The sequence below is a fragment of the Rhizobium sp. PL01 genome (assembly GCF_033447125.1).
Taxonomy (GTDB): Bacteria; Pseudomonadota; Alphaproteobacteria; order Rhizobiales; family Rhizobiaceae; genus Pararhizobium.
Map to the genome: position 1 here is coordinate 254,717 of NZ_JAWQUM010000004.1, position 21,265 is coordinate 275,981.

Here is a 21,265-nt window from a genome sequence, read left to right on the forward strand (position 1 = left end):
TGTCGTTTCCGTTGGTCGGCGCTCTGCTGCGATCAGGGAGTGATCGGCGGTGCGCAAATTTACAGTCTTAGAGCCAGCTTCATGCATGAGGTGCATACACGTGGTTCCATTCTCGGGCGGTTCAGCCGGGGAGGCAACCGCCAGAACCGAAATCTTACGAAAATGAAGTCAACAAATTCTTTACCATGAATGGTTGGTGTCGTCTTCCTTTGCAAAAAAATAGCAATTTGACGTTTATGCCCTATTGATACAAACCCTGACCGTTTTAAATCACAGTGCCGTGATCCTGGAGATGTCAATGACTGACAAACGTAAAGTTCGTAAAGCCGTTTTCCCTGTCGCCGGTCTTGGAACCCGATTCCTGCCCGCGACAAAAGCCGTTCCCAAGGAAATGCTGACCGTCGTCGACAAACCGGTGATCCAGTATGTCGTGGACGAGGCGCTGGATGCGGGCATCGAACACCTGATCTTCGTCACCGGCCGCAGCAAGCACGTGATCGAGGACTATTTCGATATCCAGGTCGAACTGGAACAGACGCTGCGCGAGCGCAACAAGACGGCCGAGCTGACGCTTCTTGAGAGCATCCTGCCGGTTGCCGGCAGCACCAGCTTTACCCGCCAGCAGTCGCCGCTCGGACTTGGCCATGCCGTCTGGTGTGCACGCGAACTGGTCGGCGACGAGCCTTTCGCGCTGCTCTTGCCCGACATGATCATGCAGGCCGAAAAGGGCTGCCTCAAGGGCATGGTCGAACTTTATGAGCAGAGCGGCGGCAACGTCATCGCCGTGGAAGAATGTGCCCCCGACCAGACCCATAAATACGGTATTGTCGGCGCGGGCGACAAAGTCGGCGACGGGTTCAAGATCACCAAGATGGTCGAAAAGCCGCCACAGGGCACGGCACCGTCGAACTTCTTCATCAACGGCCGCTACATCCTGCAGCCGGAAATCTTCTCGATCCTGTCAACACAGGAACGCGGCGCCGGTAACGAGATTCAGCTGACCGATGGCATGCTGAAGCTTGCTCAGACGCAGGACTTTGCCGGTTATCATTTTCGCGGCAATACCTATGACTGCGGCATGAAAGAGGGCTTCATCCTGGCAAACGTTGCATTCGCCCTGGCGCGCGGCGACATCCGGCCGGGCGTCGAGGGGCCTCTGAAAACCCTGCTGCAGGGCCTCAAGTAAGAGGCCGATAACGCAAAAAGAGCCCGCTGGCGAAACGTCAGCGGGCTCTTTTGTTTTTAGGCCGTTTTCCGGATCAGCGGCGTAGTGTCAGACCGACGCCGACACGGGCGACATTGGTTGCCGGGCCGCTGTCGCGGGTCGTGTGCTCGTAGCTGACATCGCCTGTCAGGGCGAGATAGCGGTTGAGATCCCAGGTGAGGCCGGCACCCGTCAGCCAGACTTTCTCGTCATCCGAGTTGCCGCTGGGGAAATTGCGGAAGGTCAGGCTGTTCGACAGCCGTGCCACGAGCGCGGTGCGCAACTCGTGGGTTGCCCTGCTGCTCAGCGTATAGACCATCGCGCCGCTTTCGCCGGGGGTCGTCGATGGTTCGATGCCGGTGGAAACGCCATAGGTCACGTTGGTGCCGCGTTGCGGTGACCAGTTGATCAAGCCGTCGACGGTAAACCCCTTCAATTCATCGAGCCGGTTGTCGTCAAACCGGTAGGTTTGATAGCCGAGCGCGATCTCGCCATTAAGCTTTTCGCCGAGATCGGCCTCAATCCCGGCGCGGGCGCCATAGCTGTCATAGGACCGTTCGAACCCGAGCATATCCCGACGCAGGTCATAGATCGATTTCCCTGCCGATGCCTCGATGAACGGAATCAGTGCCGGTGAAAGTTCATAACCAACGCGGACGGTGAGCGCACCCGCGTTACGGTTTCGATCCTTCCGCGAGAGGCTGCCGCCGTTTTCGAGTTCTGCATCGCCATAGGTATAGCGATCGAAATCAACCTTGGCGGAACCGCGCAGGATACCGAAATCGCGCTCTATGCCTGCACCGAGTGTATATTGATTGACACCGGACTGTGTGCTTGCGCGGCTGATGGCGTTTGGATCGGTCGAATCCTCGCGCTCGAAATGATAGCCGGCCTTCAGCGTCGCGGTCGTCTGCTCGGAGAGATCGAGCCTGAGGGCCGCTTCGATGTCGGCGGTCGGTTCGGTCTCGCCGGTGCCGGAGACATTGCGCTGCCAGGTGCCTTCGCCGGTGACTGTCAGCTGATGACGTGACCAGTCGGAGGTTAACGTGCCTTTCAGGCCGGTCTCGAGATAGCTGCGGTTTTCCTTGGAACTGCCGGTCTTGTTGCTTTCGAAATTGTAGGTCTGGCCGAGCGTCGGCTTCAGGATGAAACTGCCAAACCGGACGCCCTGCGCATCGTTGCGATCGATATCGAGCTGCGATCTGAGTCCATCGACGGTATTTTCACGCAGATTGGTACGCGCCATGTCCTCATCGACCGTCGGGTCATTGAGCAAGGGCTCGCCGGCATCGGTGCTGATGATCGACCCGGTGGTGATCGCGGCATCCTGCGCAGGCGTAGCGCCCGGCAATGTGACGGCGTTCGGTGTCGCTTTGCCGGTTGTGGATGTGTTACCGGATGCTGGAAGAAGGGCTTGGGCGGAGACGTCGTGCGGCAGAAACAGCGCACAGCTGGCCATCAGCCAAGCCGCAGTGGCCGCCGGTCGCGCGAGGGTTTTCCTCTTCGTGCGTGAATAGAATGGCGTCATCTGCCGAATGCCCGGAAATCCGTTTACGAGTGCTGAGCAACCGTAAACGGATGTGGTTAACCATTCCTTTCCGAAATGGCATTCGGCTTTATTTTCAGGCGCTTTCGACCGTCAGCCGGCCGCCGTCGCTGCCGATGACCTTGACGCGGCTACCGGCCGGTAGGTCCGGTCCGTTGACGGTCCAGGTGGTGGCGTCGAGCCGGATCCGGCCGCGTCCCTCGGCAATCGGCTGTTCCAGCACGGCGGTGCGGCCGATGAGCCTCGCGCCACGCTGGTTGAGCAACGGCTCGTCGGACGTATCGCCCGAGCGGGCGAGCAACCGGCGGCCGATGACAGCGGCTGCGACGGAGAGTATGGCAAAGAACACAAGCTGTGCCTGCCAGACCCAGAAACCGGCATCCCAGAGCAGCAGCGAGAGGGCGCCGGTGATAATGGCGGCAATGCCGATCCAGACGAGAAAGACGCCGGGCGCGACAACTTCGGCTGCCAAGAGCACGAGGCCCAGCACCCACCAGCTCCAGGGGCCAAGTTCGAGGATGACGCGCTCGATCATCGATCAGCCTTCCTGTTTGGCCGTATCGAACGGATTGCGGACCGGAACTGTTCGCGGCAGCGGCAGACGGGCCGGAGTATCGCCGCCACCGTTGCCGAACACTTCGCGGGCAATCGCACCAATACCGCCGAGCGAGCCGATCAGCGAGGAGGCTTCCATTGGCATCAGCACGATCTTGGAATTCGGCGCCGTGCCGATTGCGGCCATCGCCTCGGTGTATTTCTGGGCAACGAAGTAGTTGATCGCCTGCACGTCGCCGGCGGCAATGGCTTCCGAGACCATCCTGGTGGCCTTGGCCTCGGCCTCGGCCAGACGTTCGCGGGCTTCAGCATCACGGAAGGCGGCTTCGCGCTGGCCTTCGGCCTGCAGAATGGCCGACTGCTTGGCACCTTCGGCGCGCAGGATCTGGGCGTTGCGCGAGCCTTCAGCTTCCAGAACCTGGGCGCGTTTTTCACGTTCGGCCTTCATCTGGCGTGCCATGGCGTCGACCAGATCCTTCGGTGGCTGGATATCCTTGATCTCGACGCGGGTGACCTTGATACCCCAGGGGCCGACGGCTTCGTCGACGACTTTCAACAGCTTGTCGTTGATTACCTCACGGTTCGACAGCAGTTCGTCGAGATCCATCGAGCCCATCACCGAGCGGATGTTGGTCATCGTCAGGTTGAGAATGGCGCTCTGCAGATCGGAGACTTGATAGGCTGCCTCTGCGGCGTTCAACACCTGGTAGAAGGCAACGGCATCGGCAGCGCAGCTGGCATTGTCGCGGGTGATGACCTCCTGCGTCGGGACATCGAGCACCTGTTCCATGACGTTCATCCGGGCGCCGATCTTGTCGATGAACGGGATAATGATGTTCAGGCCGGGCTCAAGCGTGCGTGTGTAGCGGCCAAACCGTTCCACCGTGTAGCGATAGCCTTGCGGCACAGTCTTGATGCCCGCAAACAGCACAAGGATGACGAGTACCACGAAGGCGATGACGACGATGTCCAGTCCGGCCAATAGCTTATCCCTTTTTTTCTAATTTGTTGCCGAACCATTACCTTACCCCAGACGCGCCTGGAAGCCAGAATATTCGGTGCAGGTTGTAGGTGGGAACGGCCGGTCGAACCCGCAATCTCGGCGGCGCATTAAATTTTCGTTCACAGGGCGCGATCTTTGGCCTAAAGAGCGCGCTGTAAATAACCGGTCGCAGCCTACCCGGTCAAAACAAGGACACCTGATATGAAGACTATCGTCATCTGCTCCGGCGGATTGGACTCCGTTTCGCTTGCGTACAAGGTCGCGGCCGAACACGAACTATTGTCGCTTCTCTCGTTCGACTACGGCCAAAGACATCGCAAGGAGCTCAATTATGCAGCCACTTGCGCCGAAAGGCTTGGCGTTCCCCACCAGATCATTGATATCAGCGCCACCGGCCGTCACCTGACGGGCTCGGCGCTGACGGACGATGTGGCGGTGCCCGACGGGCATTATGCCGAGGAGACCATGAAGGCGACGGTGGTCCCGAACCGCAATGCCATCATGCTCGCCATTGCCTTCGGCGTTGCCGCGGCCGTCAAGGCCGATGCCGTGGCGGCGGCCGTCCATGGCGGTGATCACTTCATCTATCCCGATTGCCGGCCCGGTTTCATCGACGCGTTCCAGACCATGCAGAACCATGCGCTGGAGGGCTATGCCAACGTGACCCTCTATACGCCCTATGTGACGATCTCGAAGGCTGACATTGTCACGGACGGAACGAAAAACGGGACGCCGTTCGTCGAGACCTGGTCCTGCTACAAGGGCGGTGAGCGCCATTGCGGGCGCTGTGGCACCTGCGTCGAACGCCGCGAAGCCTTTCATCTGGCCGGCGTTAGCGATCCGACGGATTACGAGGACAAGGACTTCTGGATCGCGGCGACCAGTGGCTTTGTTGCCGAGGAGGTGCGCTGATGTTCCGGATCACCAAGGAATTCCACTTCTCCGCCTCGCACCAGTTGAAGAGCCTGCCGGCCGATCACCAATGCGCCCGGCTGCATGGTCATAACTACGTCGTCGAGGTGGAATTGTCCGGCGAGGCGCTGAACGAGCATGGTTTTGTGCGCGACTATCACGAGTTGGCGCCCTTGAAGCGCTACATCGATGACAGTTTCGATCATCGCCACCTCAATGATGTGCTCGGCCATGACCGGGTGACGGCGGAATGCCTGGCGCAGCATTTCTACGAGTGGTGCAAGGAACGTCTGCCGGAAACCTCCGCCGTCCGTGTCAGCGAGACGGCGAAGACCTGGGCGGAATATCGGCCATGAGCCGGGCAGGGCAAGCCGACATCCGCGTCAGCGAGATATTCGGCCCGACCATCCAGGGCGAGGGCGTGTTGATCGGCCTGCCGACGGTTTTCGTCAGGACCGGGGGCTGCGATTTTCGCTGTTCGTGGTGCGACAGCCTGCATGCGGTGGACAGCAGTTTCCGAGATACGTGGCGGCCGATGTCGGTGAACGAGATCTGGCAGGAGATCGTCGAGCTTTCGGGCGGCAAGCCGGTGATGGTTTCGCTGTCCGGTGGCAACCCGGCGATCCAGCCGTTGGGCGGCGTGATTAAACGTGGTCATGAGGCCGGCTACAAGTTTGCGCTTGAGACGCAAGGCTCGGTTGCCCGCGCGTGGTTTGCCGATCTCGATGTGCTGGTGCTCAGCCCCAAACCGCCCTCAAGCGGGATGGATACCGACTGGCACACCATCGATCTCTGTCTGGAGATGGCTGGAGACAAGCCCGAGACGGTGCTGAAGATTGTCGTGTTCGACGAGACGGACTACGCCTATGCCAAGACGGTTGCTGCGCACTATCCGCATTTGCCGGTCTATCTGCAGCCCGGCAACCATACGCCGCCGCCCGCCGATGATCATGATGCGTTCATCGATATCGACGGCGTGACGGATCGCATGCTCTGGCTCGTTGCCAGGGTGGTGGAGGACCGCTGGTTTGAGGCGCGTGTGCTGCCGCAACTGCATGTCATGCTCTGGGGTAACAAGCGGGGTGTTTGACCCGCTTGTGATGCTCACTCCGTAGCAGGTGAGGCCGGATGGATCAGACCCAGCCCTGCAACTCCCGCCGCACCACGTGTTCCAGCACGGTCATGCCACCCTCGCTGTCGTTCAGGCACGGGATATGCGTAAACTTCTCGCCGCCGGCGTGATGGAACGTCTCGGCGGCTTCCACCGCGATTTCTTCCAGCGTCTCCAGGCAATCAGAAACGAAGCCCGGATTGATCACGGCGATACGTTTGATGCCTTCCTTGCCGAGTTTCTCGACGGTCTTGTCGGTATAAGGCTGCAGCCATTCTTCCGGCCCGAAGCGGGACTGGAAGGTGACTTGCAGCTTCTCCTTGGACCATCCGAGCTTTTCGCGCACCAGCCGCGCTGTCTTCTGACACTGACAGTAATAGGGGTCGCCCTTCTCGAAATACGATTGCGGGATGCCGTGGAAGGAGGTGAGAACCACTTCCGGCTCCCAATCAAGCGTGGCAAGATGGTTGGTGATCGAATTGGCCAGTGCCTCGATGTAGACCGGGTCGTCATGGTAGGGCGCAACCGTACGCAGGGCCGGTTGCCAGCGCATTTTCAACAGCGTCTTGAAAGCTTCGTCGTTGACGGTCGCGGTCGTCGCCGCTGCATATTGTGGATAGAGCGGGAAGACGAGGATCTTTTCGCAGCCGTCCTTCTGCAACTCGTCCATCTTCGATTTGATCGACGGCTGGCCGTAGCGCATCGCCCAGTCGATGCGGACGTTCGGCAAATCGGCGAAGGATTTTGCCATCGTCTCAGCCTGGTTGCGGGTATAGGTGCGCAGGTAGCTCTCGTTGAGTTCCTTGTTCCAGATCGTCTCATAGGCCTTGCCGACCTTGGCAGGCCGTGTGTTGAGCACGATGCCGAACAGGATCGGGTACCAGAAGAACGGTGACCACTCGATCACCCGGCGGTCCATCAGGAATTCCTTGAGATAACGCCGCATCGACACCTTGTCGGTGCCATCGGGCGTGCCGAGATTGACCAGCAGAACACCCACCTTGCCAAACTTGACGGGCGGATGGTTGGGGGCAGTCATTTCGGTGGCGGCGGTCATGGCATATCCTGCAGTGTACGGGGCGGCGTCTGTTATACGGCAACGGGTGCTTGCGGTTCATGCCGTTCTTAAAAAGAAAAACCGGCCCGGGGAACCCCGGACCGGCTGATTGACAAGAGACATATTGTCTTACTTGGCTGGAATCGCCAACTCCTTGCCGATTTCCAGGTGCTTCGGGGCCGGGTTGCCATTCGCCTTGGCAATCGTCTTCCACATTTCGCCATTGCCATAGACGGCCTTGGCCAGATCCCAGAGCGTGTCGCCCTTGACGATGACATGCTTGCTTTCTGCTGTTGTTGCGGGCTTGGCTTCCGGCATTGCCGTTTCCGTAGCGGTCGTTGCCTCAGCCGGCTTGGCATCGGTGGTCACAGCCGTGTCGGTGCTGGTCTGCGTCGATGGCTCTGCTGGTGTCGCGGCGGCAATCTCGGTGATGCGGCCGTCAGTCATCGGCTTGTAGGGATTGTTGGCTGTCAGATAGTCGGCAAGAACCGTCTCCAATCCCGGACCGTAGTCATAGGCATTTTCGGCCTTGGTCTTGAAGATGCTGTATCCGTCGCCGCCATTGCGCATGAAGTTGTTGGTGACGACACTGTAGGTCTTGCCCGCATCGAGCGGCACATAGGCTTCACCTTCCTTGACTTCGACGACCGAGAGGCGGCTGCCGATCGGGCGGGACTTGTCGAAGGAGAACTTCATGCCGGCCACCTGCGGGAAGCGGCCACCGGCTTCCTCGAGCTGGCTGAGGCCATTTTCCAGCGCGGCGCTGATGTCGGCGCCCTTGATCTGGAAGGTCGCAACCGTGTTCTGGAACGGCAGCACGGTAATCGCTTCGCTCATGGACACGTCGCCGGCATCGATGGAAGCACGCAGACCGCCACCATTGGTGATGGCGATGGTCACGCCCTGGCCCTTGACGCGATCAAGCATGGCATCGGCCACAAGGTCGCCCATCTCGCATTCCTTGGCGCGGCAGGATTCACGGGTGCCGTCGATCGCTGCTTCCGTCTTGCCGATGATCTTGGCCTTCAGATCGTCGATCGGCTTGGCCATTTCCTTGACGCGGGCAAGCACCGCTTCGTCGGGCTTGAATTTGGAATCGATGAGGATCGGATCGCCCTTGGCGGATTTGACGACGCCGTTATCGTCGAAATTGACGACGAGATCGCCGAGATACTTGCTGTAGGAGCCGGCCTGGACGACTGGAACCTTGTAGCCGCCGGGATTGTCGACCATCGTCGGATAGGGACCTTCGGCCTTCTCGTCGGTGTTGGACAACAGGCTGTGCGAATGGCCACCGACAACGATATCGACATCGGGAATCTTGGCGATGACCGCGAGATCGCGCGGATAGCCGACATGGGTGAGCGCGATAATCTTGTCGACGCCCTGCTTTTTCAGGTCCTGAACGGCGGCAGTGATCGTATCGACATCCACGCCGATCAGCACATCGTCGCCTGGCGACGAGATTTCGGGTGTGTCATTGGCGACCGCGCCGACGATGCCGATTTTCTGGCCGCCGACGTCAAGGACCAGCGAGGGCTTGATACGGTCGATGAGCTTCGACTTGTATCCGGCGAGAACGTTGGAGGAGATCACCGGGAAGGTGACCTTGTCGAGGAAGGTGACAAGGCCATCTTCGCCTTCGTCGAATTCATGGTTGCCGATGGTCATGGCGTCGAACTTCATCAGATTGAGAAATTCGGCTTCGGCCGCGCCCTTGTAGGTGGTGAAGAACAGCGAACCCTGGAAATTGTCGCCGGCGTTCAGCAACAGCACGTTCTTGCCGGTCAATTCCTGACGCTTCCCATCGATGGCGACTTTCAGGCGGGCGACGCCGCCGAAGCACTCGTTCTTGCCTTCTTCTTCAGTCGAGCAAGTGGAATCGTATTTGTTGATGGATTCGATGCGCGAGTGGAAATCGTTGATATGGAGGATGTTCAATTCATAATCGGCGAAGGCGGCGCCTGACGAAAGCGCAAGGATCGAGGCCGTCATTAGCCCGGTTCGCAAATGTCTGATCATGATTGTCTCCCTGTTGTGGCGTTTGGTCTGTCTGCGGCGGTATGAGGCACCGGCTGCGTTAGCCCGTGACACCGCGGTCGGCGCCGATGTTTTCATCTGCAGGCGCCGACATCAAGCGGTAATTCGCCAGAATTAACGGTAGCTTCCGAGCAAGGTTAAAATCACAGGTGGCAGACCGGCCTGCCGAAGCAACGGGCAGGACCGGTCCGGGGAACGTTCAAGCCAACAGGATATCGATGGCGCGATGGTTATCCTCGACGCAATCGACGAGGATAATATCACCTTCAGAATTTCCGGTGCGCAGAGCCAAAATCGCCTGATAAGCAGGCGACGCATACCATGCGCGGGCGGTTTGCCTGTCCGGAAAGCTGATGACGACGAGGTCGCCGGCCCAGCTGCCTTCGAGTTCCTGCTTGTCACTGCCGTGGACGACAAACTGTCCTTGAAAAGGTGCAAGTGTCGCATCGATGGCGGTGAGATAGGCGACGATGTCCGGCCCCATGGTGACGTTGCGCAGATGTGCGACGGCAAAGGATGTCATGTGATGTCTCCGAAGTTTGCGGCGGAATATGGCGACGATTAGGAGTGGGTTGTTGCCAGCGGGGTGCGTGACGCATCGAGTTCGAGTTTCGCGAGGAATGCGACGATTGCCGCCTGACCGATCATGACAATCCAGCCGAATGCGTTTGGGGTGATGAAGCCACCGGCCGGCAGGATAATGCTGGCGATGGCCCAGAGCAGATTACCGAGAATGACGAGGCTGACCGCCCATCGCGGCGCAGATGCGGCGGCGGTTATTGCCATGAAGGCGGCAATCGGAAGGAGGCTAAGGCCAGCCCAATGCAGCAGGGCTTGCGGAATATGGGTGATGGCGCTGATTGGAGCAGACGCAAAGAGAAGGACAACTCCCATTGCCGTGCACGTGAGCGCGTCCACGGTGATCAGTGTCTTCAATGAAATTTCGTTGATTTTCGGCATGATCTGTCCTCGTTGTTGGTCAACAAGCCTGCATCCATTGCAGCGCCTTGACCGCAATCCTGGCGCAGTTCGGTAAGCCAGTCGATTACGTCCGAGGTAATTGTAATTACTACCAGCTGCCGCCATAGTCGCGGCATGAACGAGAAACCTTCCTCCGCCGGAGACTTGCTGCGAGACTGGCGTCAACGACGGCGGTTGAGCCAACTGGCGCTGGCCGTCGATGCCGATATTTCGCAACGGCACCTGAGCTTCCTGGAGTCAGGGCGCGCTTTGCCAAGCCGGGACATGGTGTTGCGTTTGACCGAAAAGCTGGCGGTTCCCTTGAGGGAGCAGAACGCCATTCTGGTGGCGGCGGGCTTTGCGCCGCTTTATCGCGACAGGCCGCTGGAAGCCCCCGAACTTGCCGCTGCCCGTGGTGTGATCGCGCGTATTCTCGATGGCCACGATCCGCACCCGGCACTGGCCGTCGACCGGCACTGGACGCTTCTGGCTTCAAATGCGGCGGTTGGGGTGCTGCTCACCGGCGTTGCCGATCATTTGCTCTCCGGGCCAGTGAACGTGCTGCGCGTCAGCATGCACCCGGACGGGATCGCCGGGCGGATCCTGAATTTCCGGGAGTGGCGCGACCACATCCTCAAGCGATTGTCGCATGACATCGATATTTCGGCCGACCCGCAGCTTACGGCTCTTTTCGAGGAGCTCAAGGCCTATCCGATCCCGCCACAGGCCGGCGCGCTGCGCAGACCGGATCGGTCCGGTCATGCTGAAATTGCGGTGCCTCTGGTGCTGGAGAGCAAGGCCGGGCCACTTTCCTTCCTGAGCACGACGACGGTGTTCGGTACGGCCGTGGATGTTACGCTGTCCGAAGTCACGATCGAAGCGTTCTTTCCGGCAAACGCGGAAACGGCCAAAGCGATGGTCGCTTTGGCCGCAAACGAAACCTGAAAATCACCTTTGAAGTTAAGGCTGTCAGACCTTGCGGGACAGCGAGAACTGCGCGCCGGAATCCGTGGTGCAGTTAAGCTGCGACATCGTCACCATGGCGCAATTGACCTTGGACTGGGTGTTGCGGACCATCGAGGTCATGTTGATCTCGACCAGTTTCGGCGACAGATTGATATAATTTCCGGACGCGAGAACCTGGTTGGTGTCGGTGGTGCGGGTGGTGAACGTCCCGGACGAGAATGTCGAGACGATGCCATTCGGATCGACCCATGCGCCTTCGACACCGGCCTGCGCCATCGGGCGGTTTTGCGGCAGTTCCCGCACTTGTCCCCCACCCTGGCAAGAGGCCAAGGCTGCGGCGGACAGAACTGTCAGGATGGCGATCGGCTTCATATGGGTCTCCTGGAGGCTGCGCGGAAAGCTGTCTTTCGATTGAAAAAACCATGCCGTGATCAGGAGTTGAAAGCAAGAGTGGGGCAGGAGCACGGCAGGTAATATTCGATCTTCAACGAAAAACGCCCGGGGATGGTTCCCCGGGCGTTCAATATTCAAGTGTAATCAGTCAGTTCAGCGAACGAGGATGTTCTTGAACTGCCAAGGATCCTTCGTGTCCAGCTCTTCCGGGAACAGGCCCGGGCGGCCGTCAAGCGGGGTCCAGTCCGTGTAATGGCCTTCAACCGGGCCGAGATACGGCGTCTGCACTTCGAGGCAGCGCTTGTAATCGACCTCGTCGGCTTCAACGATGCCGGCGCTCGGGTTTTCCAGCGCCCACACCATGCCGGCGAGAACTGCCGAGGTTACCTGCAGGCCGGTCGCGTTCTGGTACGGCGCGATGCGGCGGGTTTCTTCCAGCGACAGGCGCGAGCCATACCAGTAGGCATTCTTGTCGTGACCATAGAGCAGGACGCCGAGCTCATCGATGCCCTCGACCAGTTCGTGCTCGTCGAGAACGTGGTGAACCGGCTGCGCATTGCCGCCATTGCCGAACATTTCGTGCAGCGACAGCACGGCATCGTTGGCCGGATGGTAGGCATAGTGGCAGGTCGGACGGAAGGTTACGTCGCCGTCCTTGTCCTTCACCGTGAAGTAGTCGGCGATCGAGATCGATTCATTGTGGGTGACGAGGAAGCCATACTGCGGACCTGGCGTTGGGCACCAGGTGCGAACGCGGGTGTTGGCGCCCGGCTGCTCCAGATAGATCGCTGCCTTGTTGCCCTTCTTGTGCTTCTTGGCGTTCTTCGGCATCCAGTTTTCGTGGGTGCCCCAGCCGAGTTCGGCGGGCTGCAGGCCTTCGGAAATGAAGCCTTCGACCGACCATGTGTTCCAGAAGACGTTGAGCGGCTTCGGATTCTTGGTCAGCTGCGTATCGCGTTCAGCGATATGCACGCCCTTGACGCCGGTCTTCTTCATCAGCTTGGCCCAGCCTTCGCGGTCATGCTGGTCGGGCTCTTCGAACTTGATGTCGAGATCGTTGGCAAGATTGACCAGCGCCTGCTTGACGAACCAGGACACCATGCCCGGGTTTGCGCCGCAGGTGGAAACGGCTGTCGTGCCGCCTGGGTTCTTGGCCTTTTCCTTGCGCAGGGTTTCGCGCAGCGCATAGTTGGTGCGGTCGGCGTTCTTCATGCTCTTGTCGAAATAGAAGCCGAGCCAAGGCTCGATAACCGTATCGATGTATAGCACGTCGAGCTTGCGGCAGAGCCTCATCAGGTCGAGCGAGCCAGTATCAACCGACAGGTTGACGCAGAAGCCCTGGCCTTCACCTTCGGTCAGGAGCGGCTTCAGCAGGTCCTTGTAGTTGTCCTTGGTGACATATTCCTTGATGTGGCGGACGCCGTGCTTCGCCAGGATTTCCATGTCGCCTGCGTCTTCGCGCGGGTCGATGACAACCATCCGGCTCTTGTCGAATTTGAAGTGGCGCTCGATCAGGGGCAGGGTGCCGCGGCCGATGGAGCCGAAGCCGATCATCACGATCGGACCGGTGATTTCGCCGTGAACCGGGTAAGTTGTTTCTGCCATTTCGTTTTGTCTCCTGCGGACGGGTTCGTCTGGATGTGGAAGGGCATATCGTGCCTGCCCTTGAGTTGAAAGGCCCTAGAGCACAGATTTCTGTCACAATAAAGGGTGACACGGCAACTCGACCGGTTTGTAGCACGCCACTTATGACAGGTTTGCGGGGATTGAGTAGAGCCGGTTCTCAGGCCCTGCGAGCAATCTCAGCAGACCACGCCTTCACCGTCTCGGCCACGTTCTTCAAGTGGTCGGCGGTCGAGACGCCGGAGAGCGTCTTGCGTGTCTTGAGGGCATGATCGCCGTCTTCAAGCCAGAGAATGCGGATGTTGCTGGACAACGTGTAGTCTGCAACCTCCTCGCGCATTCCGAATTCGTCGCGGGTTCCCTGGCAGATGAGCGCCGGCGTCTTCAACTCCGCCAGATGCTGGGTGCGCAGGTTTTCAGGCTTGCCGGGCGGATGGAAGGGATAGCTGAGGCACAGCAATCCGGTGATAGCCCCCCGCGACAAAAGGTCATCGGCCACCATGCTGGCAACCCGGCCGCCCATCGACTTGCCGCCGATGATCAACGGACCGCTTGCACCGAGCCGTTCGATGGCCGCCCTATATTCCGGGATCAGAAGCTCAGCCTTTGGCGGCGGCTTGCGGGTATCGGAGTTGCGGCGGGCGGCCATGTAGGCGAACTCGAAACGGACCACGCGAAACCCTGCAGCGACAAGCGCTGCCGTGGCTTCATTCATCGATGCGGAATCCATCGGCGAACCGGCGCCATGGGCAAACAGGATGGTGACGGCTGCATCGGATGGGCCATCGATGAGAAAGTCCTGATCCATGATGAACCCTCGCGCCCGCTTAATAAAAAGGCCGATACCGGCCGAGGCGATCCTTATGCCAAAAACAATCTGCGGCGGAAAGCAGTCTGTTGCACCCTCTGCTATTTTGGTGCGGTCTGATCTGGATGAGCTGCAACAAAGGCGGGAAGTGCTGCACATCTGTCGGCGATTGCCACCGTGCGCGGGCAGGCGGTGAGATCGACGGCCCAGCGCCGGGCATTGTAGATTTGCGGCACAAGGCAGAGATCGGCCATGTTTGGTGTATCGCCATGACAGAAGTCGCCGCTTGCCGGATTGTCGAGTAGTCGTTCGAAGGCCTGCAGGCCTTCGCCGATGAATTTGCGCATCCAGGCGGATCGAGCTGCATCCGGGTCTTGCGATTGCTGCATGACGTGAAAGACGACGCCGAGATTGCAGGTCGGGTGGATGTCCATGGCGATGGCATAGGCCAGTGCGCGGACGCGGTGGCGGCCAAGCGGATCCGCAGGCAACAGGGTGATGTTCGGCCGGGTCTCTGCCAGGTATTCGATGATGGCGAGGGATTGCGTCAGCATCTGTCCGTCAATCTGCAAGGCCGGGACCAGACCCTGTGGGTTACGGGCAAGGTGCTTTGCCTGCTTGTGCTCTCCCTTCAGAAGATCGACGGGAACAGAGCTGTAAGGAATCCCCAACATGCCGAGCGCGATCCGCACCCGGTAGCTGGCCGACGAGCGCCAGTAATCGAACAGAACCGTATCGGTCATCGGGCTGCCTCAGCGGGGTTCATACTTGGTGACGGTCTGCTCGATCGCGCCGAAGATCGAATGGCCTGTCCGGTCCTTCATTTCGATGCGGACGGTATCGCCGAAATGCATGAACGGCGTGGTTGGCCCGCCCTTCTCGATGGTTTCGATGGTGCGGATTTCAGCGATGCAGGAATAGCCGACACCGCCTTCGGAAATCGGTTTTCCGGGGCCGCCGTTGAGCTTGTTGGAGACGGTGCCGGAGCCGATGATGGTTCCGGTTGAGAGTGGCCGGGTTTTCGCCGCATGGGCGACGAGTTGGCCGAAATCGAAGGTCATGTCGATGCCGGCATTGGCGCGGCCGAAAGGTTTTTCGTTGAGATCGACAAGCAGCGGCAGATGTAGTTTGCCACCATCCCAGGCATCGCCGAGTTCTTCCGGTGTCACGGCAACCGGCGAGAAGGCAGAGGACGGCTTGGATTGGAAGAACCCAAAGCCCTTGGCGAGTTCGGCCGGGATCAGGCCGCGCAGGGAAACGTCGTTGACCAGCATGATCAGGCGGATCGCGGTCCGCGCCTGCTCGGCGGTCGCCCCCATCGGCACGTCATCGACGATGACGGCGATCTCGGCCTCCATATCGATGCCATAGGCCTCGTCGGCCATGACGATCGGGTCGCGGGGAGCCAGAAACGTGTCCGAGCCGCCCTGATACATCAGCGGCTCGGTCCAGAATGTTGCTGGCATCTCAGCATTGCGGGCGCGGCGGACCAGTTCGACGTGATTGACGTAGGCCGAGCCATCCGCCCACTGATAGGCGCGGGGCAAGGGGGAGGCGGCTTCACTTTCATGAAACCGCATGGAGGGCTGTGCACCGGTTTCGAGACCTTCCGCCACTTCGCTCAGCCGTGGGCCAACATAGGCCCAATCATCCAGCGCCGCTTGCAACTTGCGGGCGATGTGGCTGACTTCGGAACAGCGGGTCAAATCCTTGGAGACAACGACCAGGCGGCCATCGCGGGTGCTATCCTTGAGTGTGGCGAGCTTCATGTTCTTCGCTTTCTTTACTTATTGACCTTGCACAACACCGACTTGGTTCTTCGCGGCCTTGCCCCTCACCCTAGCCCTCTCCCCGCAGGCGGGGAGAGGGGATAACCGAGGCCGCCGCTTGTTCCTTCTCCCCGTTTTGACGGGGAGAAGGTGCCCGACAGGGCGGATGAGGGGCGATTGTCTGGCACGATGGTCATTGACGATCAGGTACAATCCACGCTCGAGCAGTCTACCTCATTTGATACCGGGCGTGCCGTCGAATTTGCGCTCCAGGCCGTCCCAGCATTCGAGATAATTGTCCTGCAAGGTTTCGAGTTCGGCGGCGTAGCGGGTCAGTTGCTGCGGGTAGCGGGTCTCGAACATGAAGGCCATGGTGTGGTCGAGCTTCACCGGCTTGAGATCCGTGTTGGAGGCTTTTTCAAAGCCCGGCGCGTCTGGTCCGTGCGGTAGCATCATGTTGTGCAGGCTCATGCCGCCGGGCACGAAGCCTTCTTCCTTGGCGTCATACTGGCCATGGATCAGGCCCATGAATTCGCTCATGATATTGCGGTGATACCACGGCGGGCGGAACGTGTGCTCGGCCACCAGCCAGCGCGGCGGGAAGATGACGAAATCGACATTGGCGGTGCCGGCTTCCTCCGTTGGGGCGGTCAGCACGGTGAAGATCGACGGGTCGGGATGATCGAACAGGATGGCGCCGACGGGAGAGAAGGTGCGCAGGTCGTATTTGAATGGTGCGTAATTGCCGTGCCAAGCGACCACATCGAGCGGTGAATGGCCGATTTCGGTGACATAGAACTTGCCGCACCATTTCACATGCACACGGCAGGGTGTTTCCTTGTCTTCGTAAGCTGCCACCGGCGTCTTGAAGTCGCGCGGGTTGGCAAGGCAGTTGGCGCCGATCGGGCCGCGGTCAGGCAAGGTGAATTTGGCACCGTAATTCTCGCAGATATAGCCGCGCCATGCGGTGCCTTCGCCAAGACGTGAAACCTTGAACATCATGCCGCGCGGGATGAGGCAGATCTCCGATGGCTCGACATCCATGATGCCCATTTCGGTGAACACGCGGATGGTGCCGAGCTGCGGCACGACCAGCAATTCGCCATCGGCATTGAAGAAGTAATCGTCGATCATGTCGTCGTTGAAGATATAGGCGTGCGCGGCCATGCCGACCTGCGTCATCACATCGCCGGCGGCGGTCATGGTGCGGATGCCGGAGAGGAAATTGAGTGTTTCCGACGGTTCCGGGATCGGGTTCCAGCGCAATTGGCCGAGCGGCAGCGAGTGATCGTCGAGGCAAGGCGCCGATTTCCAGAAGGGGTAGCTGGCATTGGAAAAGCGGCGCGTGTGGCGCACGCTCGGGCGGATGCGGTAGAGCCAGGAGCGCTCATTGGTGCCGCGCGGCGCGGTGAAGGGCGAGCCGGACAGCTGCTCGGCATAGAGGCCATAGTTGCATTTCTGCGGGCTGTTCTGGCCCTGGGGCAATGCGCCGGGGAGGGATTCGGTCTCGAAGTCGTTGCCGAAGCCGGGCATGTATTGCGGGCTGTTGGCCAGCACATCGACGGTGGCTGTCCGGGTTTTTTCCAGCATGGCTTGATCCTCCTCCATGTATATGGTTACAAATGTAACTGTCTATTTTGTAACTATCAAGGAAGCCATGAACGCTGAGAATGCAGGCGATTTCGATCTCGAACAGTTCCTGCCGTTTCGCCTCAACCGTGCGGCAGAATTCATCGCGCTGCGTTTTGCCGCCGCCTACAAGGCGGAATACGGGCTGACACGGCCGGAATGGCGGACATTGGCGGCCCTGGGCAGTTCTGGACGGATGACGGCGACCGAGGTCGGCACCCATTCGACCATGCACAAGACCAAGGTCAGCCGTGCGGTGTTTGCGCTGGAAGAGCGCCGCTGGCTGAAGCGGACGCAAGATGAGGACGACCGCCGTGCCGAGCACCTGGAGCTGACGGCTGCCGGGGCAAAGGCATACCAGGATCTGACGCGGCTGGCGCGCGACTATTCGGCTGAACTGTCCGGGCTGGTGGGGCAGGAGGGTTTGCTCGCCCTTTCCTCGGGACTGGCTGCTGTCGAAAAGGCTATGGCGAAGAGACCAGCCTAAGGTCTGCCGCGCTGACGCACGGGCAGCCCTTCAAAATCCTTCAATGTCGCGAGCACGATCGATGTCTTCACATGCTGCACGCTGTCATGCGGCAAAAGCACTTCATTGACGAAATGGGCAAGCCCGGCCAGGTCTGGCGCCACGACCTTCAGGTGGTAGTCCATCTCGCCGGTCAAGGCGTAACATTCAAGCACTTCCGGCAGATCGGCAATCAGCGCGGCAAACCGTTTGGAATTGTCGCGGTTGTGGGTGGCAAGTGTGACGGCGATGACCACCATGAGATCGAGCCCTAGCCGGCCGCGATCAAGCATCGCCCGGTAGGTCTGGATGAAGCCTTCTGCCTCAAGCCGTGCCCTGCGGCGGGAACATTGCGAAGGTGACAGCGCGATCCGTTCCGACAGTTCGTTGTTGGTCAGCCGTCCATCGCACTGCAGTTCGGAGAGAATCTTCAGGTCATATCCGTCGAGCTGTTCCATCTGTGCGTCAATCCTCCAAATCTCGCATGATCCGTGCATAGATTTTGCCAAATCGTGCAAGAATGCAAGCACAATGCGTGGGATTTTCGGCATTATGGGCCTCAAATTGAGACGTTCAGAGGAGAGAACGATGGGCCCCTTCCCGCATGACACCGCGCCATCCGGAATCACAGTTGAAAACCCGGCTGGTACCGATGGTTTCGAGTTTGTCGAGTTCGCCCATCCGGAGCCGGAAAAGCTGCGCGAACTCTTCACCCGCATGGGCTATTCCTGCGTTGCCAAGCATCGCACCAAGGATATCAGTGTCTGGCGCCAGGGCGACATCAACTATCTCCTGAATGCCGAACCTGGCAGCCATGCCATGCGGTTTGTCGAGGATCACGGTCCTTGCGCGCCGTCCATGGCCTGGCGTGTCACCGACGCGAAACACGCGCTGGAGCACGCCGTTTCCAAGGGCGCGACGCCCTACGAAGGCAGTGACAAGGCGCTGGATGTTCCGGCCATTGTCGGCATTGGTGGTTCGCTGCTCTATTTCATCGATACCTATGGCCAGAAGGGCTCGCCCTATGACGCCGAATTCGAATGGCTGGGCGAACGCGATCCGAAGCCGGAGGGCGTCGGCTTCTATTATCTCGATCACCTCACCCACAATGTCTATCGCGGTAATATGGACACCTGGTGGGATTTCTACCGCGAACTGTTCGGCTTCAAGCAGATCCATTTCTTCAATATCGATGGCCGTATCACGGGACTGACGAGCCGGGCGATCACCTCGGCCTGCGGCAAGATCCGCATTCCGCTGAACGAGTCCAAGGACGATACCAGCCAGATCGAGGAATATCTGCGCAAGTACAAGGGCGAGGGCATCCAGCACATCGCCGTTGGAACCGACGGTATCTACGAGGCAACCGACAAACTGGCGGCGAACGACCTGAAGTTCATGCCGGGACCGCCGGAAACCTATTACGACCTATCGCATGACCGCGTGAACGGCCATGACGAGCCGATCGAGCAGATGAAAAAACACGGCATCCTGATTGACGGCGAGGGCGTGGTGGATGGCGGCTTGACGCGCATCCTGCTGCAGATTTTCTCGAAGACCGTGATCGGGCCTATCTTCTTCGAGTTCATCCAGCGCAAGGGTGATGAAGGCTTTGGCGAGGGCAACTTCCGTGCGCTGTTCGAATCGATCGAGGCCGATCAGATCCGCCGCGGCGTGCTGAAACCGGCCGCCGCCGCTGAGTAAGCGCACTCTGTCTCATCCAGAGCCCCGTCGATTGCGAATCGGCGGGGCTTTTTGTGTTTTGGGTCTGGATAGTATCCGTCGTCGCGGCCCTCCAAACGTCCACGAGTGGTCGGAAAAACGCTAGTACTGGTGACAGATGCCCATCGCTGTTTCGCTTTGGGTCATTGGTAGGATTTTGTTAGGCATAGAGACTGCCCATCGGGGGGAAATCGCGCAATCGGCATTATTGTGTCACGGTGACCGTTATGGCTGGTATCATGAATACAGTGATACGGAATCAGTGCGATGGATGACTTACAGGCGAAACTGGCGTCATTGCGGGATGATACTGCGGTGTTCGTCGCGCTCTACGATCAACAGGATTGCCTGCGTTATGCCAACAGGGCTTTTCGCACGGCGTTTGCGCTCGATGACATGGAAACGCCGTTCTGGCCGGATTTGATGCGGCGCAATCACATGCTTGGTCTCGGCACTGTTATCAGCGTACCGGATTTCGAGGCCTGGGTCGTCTCTGCACAATCGCGGCGCGGCAAGGTGCCGTTCAGGGCGTTCGAGACGGACCTGGTCGATGGACGCTGGCTTTGGATGACCGAGACCGTCAATCGCAGCGGTTGGATGCTGTGCATCGCCAATGACATCACCCATTTGCGTGCCGACGAGCGGACCCTGCGGCAGGATCGCGATTTTGCACTCAAGGCATCGCAGACGGATGAGCTGACCGGCATCTCCAACCGCCGCTACATGATGGCGCAGCTGGAGGCGATGATCCGCAGCCAGCCGGCGGACGGTCCCGTCAACGGCTGCATTTCCATTCTCGATATCGACTTCTTCAAGGGGATCAACGATCTCTACGGTCACCAGACCGGCGACGAGATCCTCCTGGACTTTGCCCGGCGGGTCCATCCAATCGTCCGGCGGCACGATTGTTTCGGGCGCATCGGCGGCGAGGAATTCATGTTGATCTTTCCGGAAACAACGCTTGCCGAAGGGGAATGGATCGTCGATCGGGTGCTGGAAACGGTGCGCACGGCCCGCCCGTTGCTGTCGGTGCCGCTGTTTTCCTACACCTGCTCGGCTGGTATCGCCGCCCTGCAGCCGGGCGAGACCGCAAAGGAAATCTATTCCCGCGCCGATGCCGCGCTTTACGATGCCAAGCATTCCGGCCGCGACCGGATGGCGGTCGGCGCGCGCTGAATTACTCTGTCAGACCTTCAAGGCCGGGGGCTGCCCGGGTCATTGCGACTTCGGTGATCTGGTAATCGGCGACGCCATGGACAGTGAACGGGTCTGTGGCAACGATTTCATCGATTTCAGCCTTGGTACCCCGTGCAAAAATCACCCCGCCGGTGCGCGGGTTTTTCCGTCCCGATGCGAGAAAGATGCCTCTGTCATAGCCATCCTTCACCCAGTCCACATGCGGCTCGATGTGGAGATCCACGTCGGACAGTTCGGCGGTATAGGTCAGCGACAGGATGAACAT

23 protein-coding genes are annotated in these 21,265 nt (G+C 59.6%); 8 read left to right on the top strand and 15 right to left on the bottom strand.

Annotation, left to right across the window (positions count from 1 at the left end; all coding sequences use genetic code 11):
- The first annotated feature begins 298 nt into the window (after positions 1-298).
- Positions 299-1,186: a UTP--glucose-1-phosphate uridylyltransferase GalU gene (gene galU / locus R6X40_RS11595; protein ID WP_318413715.1), complete on the top strand. Its 888-nt coding sequence runs from the start codon at positions 299-301 to the stop codon at positions 1,184-1,186.
- 73 nt (positions 1,187-1,259) lie between these two features.
- On the opposite strand, the gene R6X40_RS11600 is transcribed toward galU, so the two are convergent.
- From R6X40_RS11600 to R6X40_RS11610, 3 genes are all read right to left on the bottom strand, one after another.
- Positions 1,260-2,732 carry an outer membrane beta-barrel protein gene (locus R6X40_RS11600; RefSeq protein ID WP_412178367.1) on the bottom strand — a complete coding sequence of 491 codons (1,473 nt, stop codon included), beginning with the start codon at positions 2,730-2,732 and terminating at the stop codon, positions 1,260-1,262.
- 94 nt (positions 2,733-2,826) lie between these two features.
- Complete coding sequence (locus R6X40_RS11605) at positions 2,827-3,285, bottom strand: NfeD family protein (RefSeq protein WP_318413718.1); 459 nt, start codon at positions 3,283-3,285, stop codon at positions 2,827-2,829.
- Positions 3,286-3,288: 3 nt separating this feature from the next.
- Positions 3,289-4,287, bottom strand: coding sequence for an SPFH domain-containing protein (locus R6X40_RS11610; RefSeq protein ID WP_318413720.1), 999 nt, complete (start codon positions 4,285-4,287; stop codon positions 3,289-3,291).
- Between the two features lie 222 nt (positions 4,288-4,509).
- Here R6X40_RS11610 and queC point away from each other — a divergent pair, with 222 nt between their 5' ends.
- Genes queC through queE form a run of 3 tightly spaced genes read left to right on the top strand, consistent with a single transcriptional unit; the run spans position 4,510 to position 6,310 of the window.
- Positions 4,510-5,220, top strand: coding sequence for a 7-cyano-7-deazaguanine synthase QueC (queC, locus tag R6X40_RS11615; protein WP_318413722.1), 711 nt, complete (start codon positions 4,510-4,512; stop codon positions 5,218-5,220).
- Positions 5,220-5,576 (top strand): 6-carboxytetrahydropterin synthase QueD, encoded by a 357-nt coding sequence (gene queD / locus R6X40_RS11620; RefSeq protein WP_318413723.1) that lies wholly within the window; start codon positions 5,220-5,222, stop codon positions 5,574-5,576. The genes queC and queD overlap by 1 nt, the downstream gene beginning before the upstream one ends.
- A complete protein-coding gene (gene queE / locus R6X40_RS11625) occupies positions 5,573-6,310 on the top strand; it encodes a 7-carboxy-7-deazaguanine synthase QueE (protein ID WP_318413725.1) in 738 nt (245 codons plus the stop codon). The genes queD and queE overlap by 4 nt, the downstream gene beginning before the upstream one ends.
- A gap of 43 nt (positions 6,311-6,353) precedes the next feature.
- On the opposite strand, the gene hemH is transcribed toward queE, so the two are convergent.
- The 4 genes from hemH to R6X40_RS11645 form a co-directional block, all read right to left on the bottom strand.
- Positions 6,354-7,388 carry a ferrochelatase gene (gene hemH / locus R6X40_RS11630; RefSeq protein ID WP_318413727.1) on the bottom strand — a complete coding sequence of 345 codons (1,035 nt, stop codon included), beginning with the start codon at positions 7,386-7,388 and terminating at the stop codon, positions 6,354-6,356.
- A gap of 129 nt (positions 7,389-7,517) precedes the next feature.
- A complete protein-coding gene (locus R6X40_RS11635; RefSeq protein ID WP_318413729.1) occupies positions 7,518-9,410 on the bottom strand; it encodes a 5'-nucleotidase C-terminal domain-containing protein in 1,893 nt (630 codons plus the stop codon).
- Positions 9,411-9,627: 217 nt separating this feature from the next.
- Positions 9,628-9,951: a DUF1330 domain-containing protein gene (locus R6X40_RS11640; RefSeq protein WP_318413730.1), complete on the bottom strand. Its 324-nt coding sequence runs from the start codon at positions 9,949-9,951 to the stop codon at positions 9,628-9,630.
- A gap of 38 nt (positions 9,952-9,989) precedes the next feature.
- Positions 9,990-10,388: a hypothetical protein gene (locus R6X40_RS11645; protein WP_318413732.1), complete on the bottom strand. Its 399-nt coding sequence runs from the start codon at positions 10,386-10,388 to the stop codon at positions 9,990-9,992.
- A gap of 135 nt (positions 10,389-10,523) precedes the next feature.
- On the opposite strand from R6X40_RS11645, the gene R6X40_RS11650 reads away from it, so the two are divergent.
- Positions 10,524-11,333, top strand: coding sequence for a helix-turn-helix transcriptional regulator (locus R6X40_RS11650; RefSeq protein WP_318413733.1), 810 nt, complete (start codon positions 10,524-10,526; stop codon positions 11,331-11,333).
- Positions 11,334-11,357: 24 nt separating this feature from the next.
- Here the strand turns inward: R6X40_RS11650 and omp10 are convergent, their stop codons facing one another.
- From omp10 to hmgA, 6 genes are all read right to left on the bottom strand, one after another.
- The gene (gene omp10, locus R6X40_RS11655; protein WP_318413735.1) at positions 11,358-11,726 is read right to left on the bottom strand and encodes an outer membrane lipoprotein Omp10; all 369 of its coding nucleotides are present in this window, start codon (positions 11,724-11,726) and stop codon (positions 11,358-11,360) included.
- Positions 11,727-11,900: 174 nt separating this feature from the next.
- Positions 11,901-13,352: a homospermidine synthase gene (locus R6X40_RS11660; protein WP_318413737.1), complete on the bottom strand. Its 1,452-nt coding sequence runs from the start codon at positions 13,350-13,352 to the stop codon at positions 11,901-11,903.
- 178 nt (positions 13,353-13,530) lie between these two features.
- A complete protein-coding gene (locus R6X40_RS11665) occupies positions 13,531-14,178 on the bottom strand; it encodes an alpha/beta fold hydrolase (protein WP_318413739.1) in 648 nt (215 codons plus the stop codon).
- A 101-nt stretch (positions 14,179-14,279) separates the two neighbouring features.
- On the bottom strand, positions 14,280-14,921 hold the full coding sequence (gene maiA / locus R6X40_RS11670; protein ID WP_318413740.1) for a maleylacetoacetate isomerase: 642 nt from the start codon (positions 14,919-14,921) through the stop codon (positions 14,280-14,282).
- A gap of 9 nt (positions 14,922-14,930) precedes the next feature.
- Positions 14,931-15,947 (bottom strand): fumarylacetoacetate hydrolase family protein, encoded by a 1,017-nt coding sequence (locus R6X40_RS11675; RefSeq protein ID WP_318413741.1) that lies wholly within the window; start codon positions 15,945-15,947, stop codon positions 14,931-14,933.
- A 234-nt stretch (positions 15,948-16,181) separates the two neighbouring features.
- Complete coding sequence (gene hmgA / locus R6X40_RS11680) at positions 16,182-17,537, bottom strand: homogentisate 1,2-dioxygenase (RefSeq protein ID WP_318413742.1); 1,356 nt, start codon at positions 17,535-17,537, stop codon at positions 16,182-16,184.
- 67 nt (positions 17,538-17,604) lie between these two features.
- On the opposite strand from hmgA, the gene R6X40_RS11685 reads away from it, so the two are divergent.
- Positions 17,605-18,063 carry a MarR family winged helix-turn-helix transcriptional regulator gene (locus tag R6X40_RS11685; RefSeq protein WP_318413743.1) on the top strand — a complete coding sequence of 153 codons (459 nt, stop codon included), beginning with the start codon at positions 17,605-17,607 and terminating at the stop codon, positions 18,061-18,063.
- On the opposite strand, the gene R6X40_RS11690 is transcribed toward R6X40_RS11685, so the two are convergent.
- The gene (locus R6X40_RS11690; protein ID WP_318413745.1) at positions 18,060-18,539 is read right to left on the bottom strand and encodes an Lrp/AsnC family transcriptional regulator; all 480 of its coding nucleotides are present in this window, start codon (positions 18,537-18,539) and stop codon (positions 18,060-18,062) included. The genes R6X40_RS11685 and R6X40_RS11690 overlap by 4 nt on opposite strands.
- A 130-nt stretch (positions 18,540-18,669) precedes the next feature.
- On the opposite strand from R6X40_RS11690, the gene hppD reads away from it, so the two are divergent.
- Together hppD and R6X40_RS11700 are read left to right on the top strand one after the other, a co-directional pair.
- A complete protein-coding gene (gene hppD / locus R6X40_RS11695) occupies positions 18,670-19,785 on the top strand; it encodes a 4-hydroxyphenylpyruvate dioxygenase (RefSeq protein WP_318413747.1) in 1,116 nt (371 codons plus the stop codon).
- A gap of 285 nt (positions 19,786-20,070) precedes the next feature.
- Positions 20,071-20,979 carry a GGDEF domain-containing protein gene (locus R6X40_RS11700; protein WP_318413749.1) on the top strand — a complete coding sequence of 303 codons (909 nt, stop codon included), beginning with the start codon at positions 20,071-20,073 and terminating at the stop codon, positions 20,977-20,979.
- A 1-nt stretch (position 20,980) separates the two neighbouring features.
- Here the strand turns inward: R6X40_RS11700 and R6X40_RS11705 are convergent, their stop codons facing one another.
- Positions 20,981-21,265 (bottom strand): YciI family protein, encoded by a 285-nt coding sequence (locus R6X40_RS11705; RefSeq protein ID WP_318413751.1) that lies wholly within the window; start codon positions 21,263-21,265, stop codon positions 20,981-20,983.

What these genes read in the sequence shown, in the direction of transcription:
- maiA (WP_318413740.1), bottom strand. Translation starts at nt 14,921, where the DNA reads ATGACCGATACGGTTCTGTTCGATTACTGGCGCTCGTCGGCCAGCTAC.
- hemH (WP_318413727.1), bottom strand. Translation starts at nt 7,388, where the DNA reads ATGACCGCCGCCACCGAAATGACTGCCCCCAACCATCCGCCCGTCAAG.
- R6X40_RS11650 (WP_318413733.1), top strand. Translation starts at nt 10,524, where the DNA reads ATGAACGAGAAACCTTCCTCCGCCGGAGACTTGCTGCGAGACTGGCGT.
- R6X40_RS11605 (WP_318413718.1), bottom strand. Translation starts at nt 3,285, where the DNA reads ATGATCGAGCGCGTCATCCTCGAACTTGGCCCCTGGAGCTGGTGGGTG.
- omp10 (WP_318413735.1), bottom strand. Translation starts at nt 11,726, where the DNA reads ATGAAGCCGATCGCCATCCTGACAGTTCTGTCCGCCGCAGCCTTGGCC.
- R6X40_RS11665 (WP_318413739.1), bottom strand. Translation starts at nt 14,178, where the DNA reads ATGGATCAGGACTTTCTCATCGATGGCCCATCCGATGCAGCCGTCACC.
- galU (WP_318413715.1), top strand. Translation starts at nt 299, where the DNA reads ATGACTGACAAACGTAAAGTTCGTAAAGCCGTTTTCCCTGTCGCCGGT.
- R6X40_RS11645 (WP_318413732.1), bottom strand. Translation starts at nt 10,388, where the DNA reads ATGCCGAAAATCAACGAAATTTCATTGAAGACACTGATCACCGTGGAC.
- queE (WP_318413725.1), top strand. Translation starts at nt 5,573, where the DNA reads ATGAGCCGGGCAGGGCAAGCCGACATCCGCGTCAGCGAGATATTCGGC.
- queD (WP_318413723.1), top strand. Translation starts at nt 5,220, where the DNA reads ATGTTCCGGATCACCAAGGAATTCCACTTCTCCGCCTCGCACCAGTTG.
- queC (WP_318413722.1), top strand. Translation starts at nt 4,510, where the DNA reads ATGAAGACTATCGTCATCTGCTCCGGCGGATTGGACTCCGTTTCGCTT.
- R6X40_RS11685 (WP_318413743.1), top strand. Translation starts at nt 17,605, where the DNA reads ATGAACGCTGAGAATGCAGGCGATTTCGATCTCGAACAGTTCCTGCCG.
- hppD (WP_318413747.1), top strand. Translation starts at nt 18,670, where the DNA reads ATGGGCCCCTTCCCGCATGACACCGCGCCATCCGGAATCACAGTTGAA.
- R6X40_RS11660 (WP_318413737.1), bottom strand. Translation starts at nt 13,352, where the DNA reads ATGGCAGAAACAACTTACCCGGTTCACGGCGAAATCACCGGTCCGATC.
- R6X40_RS11700 (WP_318413749.1), top strand. Translation starts at nt 20,071, where the DNA reads ATGGATGACTTACAGGCGAAACTGGCGTCATTGCGGGATGATACTGCG.
- R6X40_RS11675 (WP_318413741.1), bottom strand. Translation starts at nt 15,947, where the DNA reads ATGAAGCTCGCCACACTCAAGGATAGCACCCGCGATGGCCGCCTGGTC.
- R6X40_RS11635 (WP_318413729.1), bottom strand. Translation starts at nt 9,410, where the DNA reads ATGATCAGACATTTGCGAACCGGGCTAATGACGGCCTCGATCCTTGCG.
- hmgA (WP_318413742.1), bottom strand. Translation starts at nt 17,537, where the DNA reads ATGCTGGAAAAAACCCGGACAGCCACCGTCGATGTGCTGGCCAACAGC.
- R6X40_RS11640 (WP_318413730.1), bottom strand. Translation starts at nt 9,951, where the DNA reads ATGACATCCTTTGCCGTCGCACATCTGCGCAACGTCACCATGGGGCCG.
- R6X40_RS11690 (WP_318413745.1), bottom strand. Translation starts at nt 18,539, where the DNA reads ATGGAACAGCTCGACGGATATGACCTGAAGATTCTCTCCGAACTGCAG.
- R6X40_RS11705 (WP_318413751.1), bottom strand. Translation starts at nt 21,265, where the DNA reads ATGTTCATCCTGTCGCTGACCTATACCGCCGAACTGTCCGACGTGGAT.
- R6X40_RS11600 (WP_412178367.1), bottom strand. Translation starts at nt 2,732, where the DNA reads ATGACGCCATTCTATTCACGCACGAAGAGGAAAACCCTCGCGCGACCG.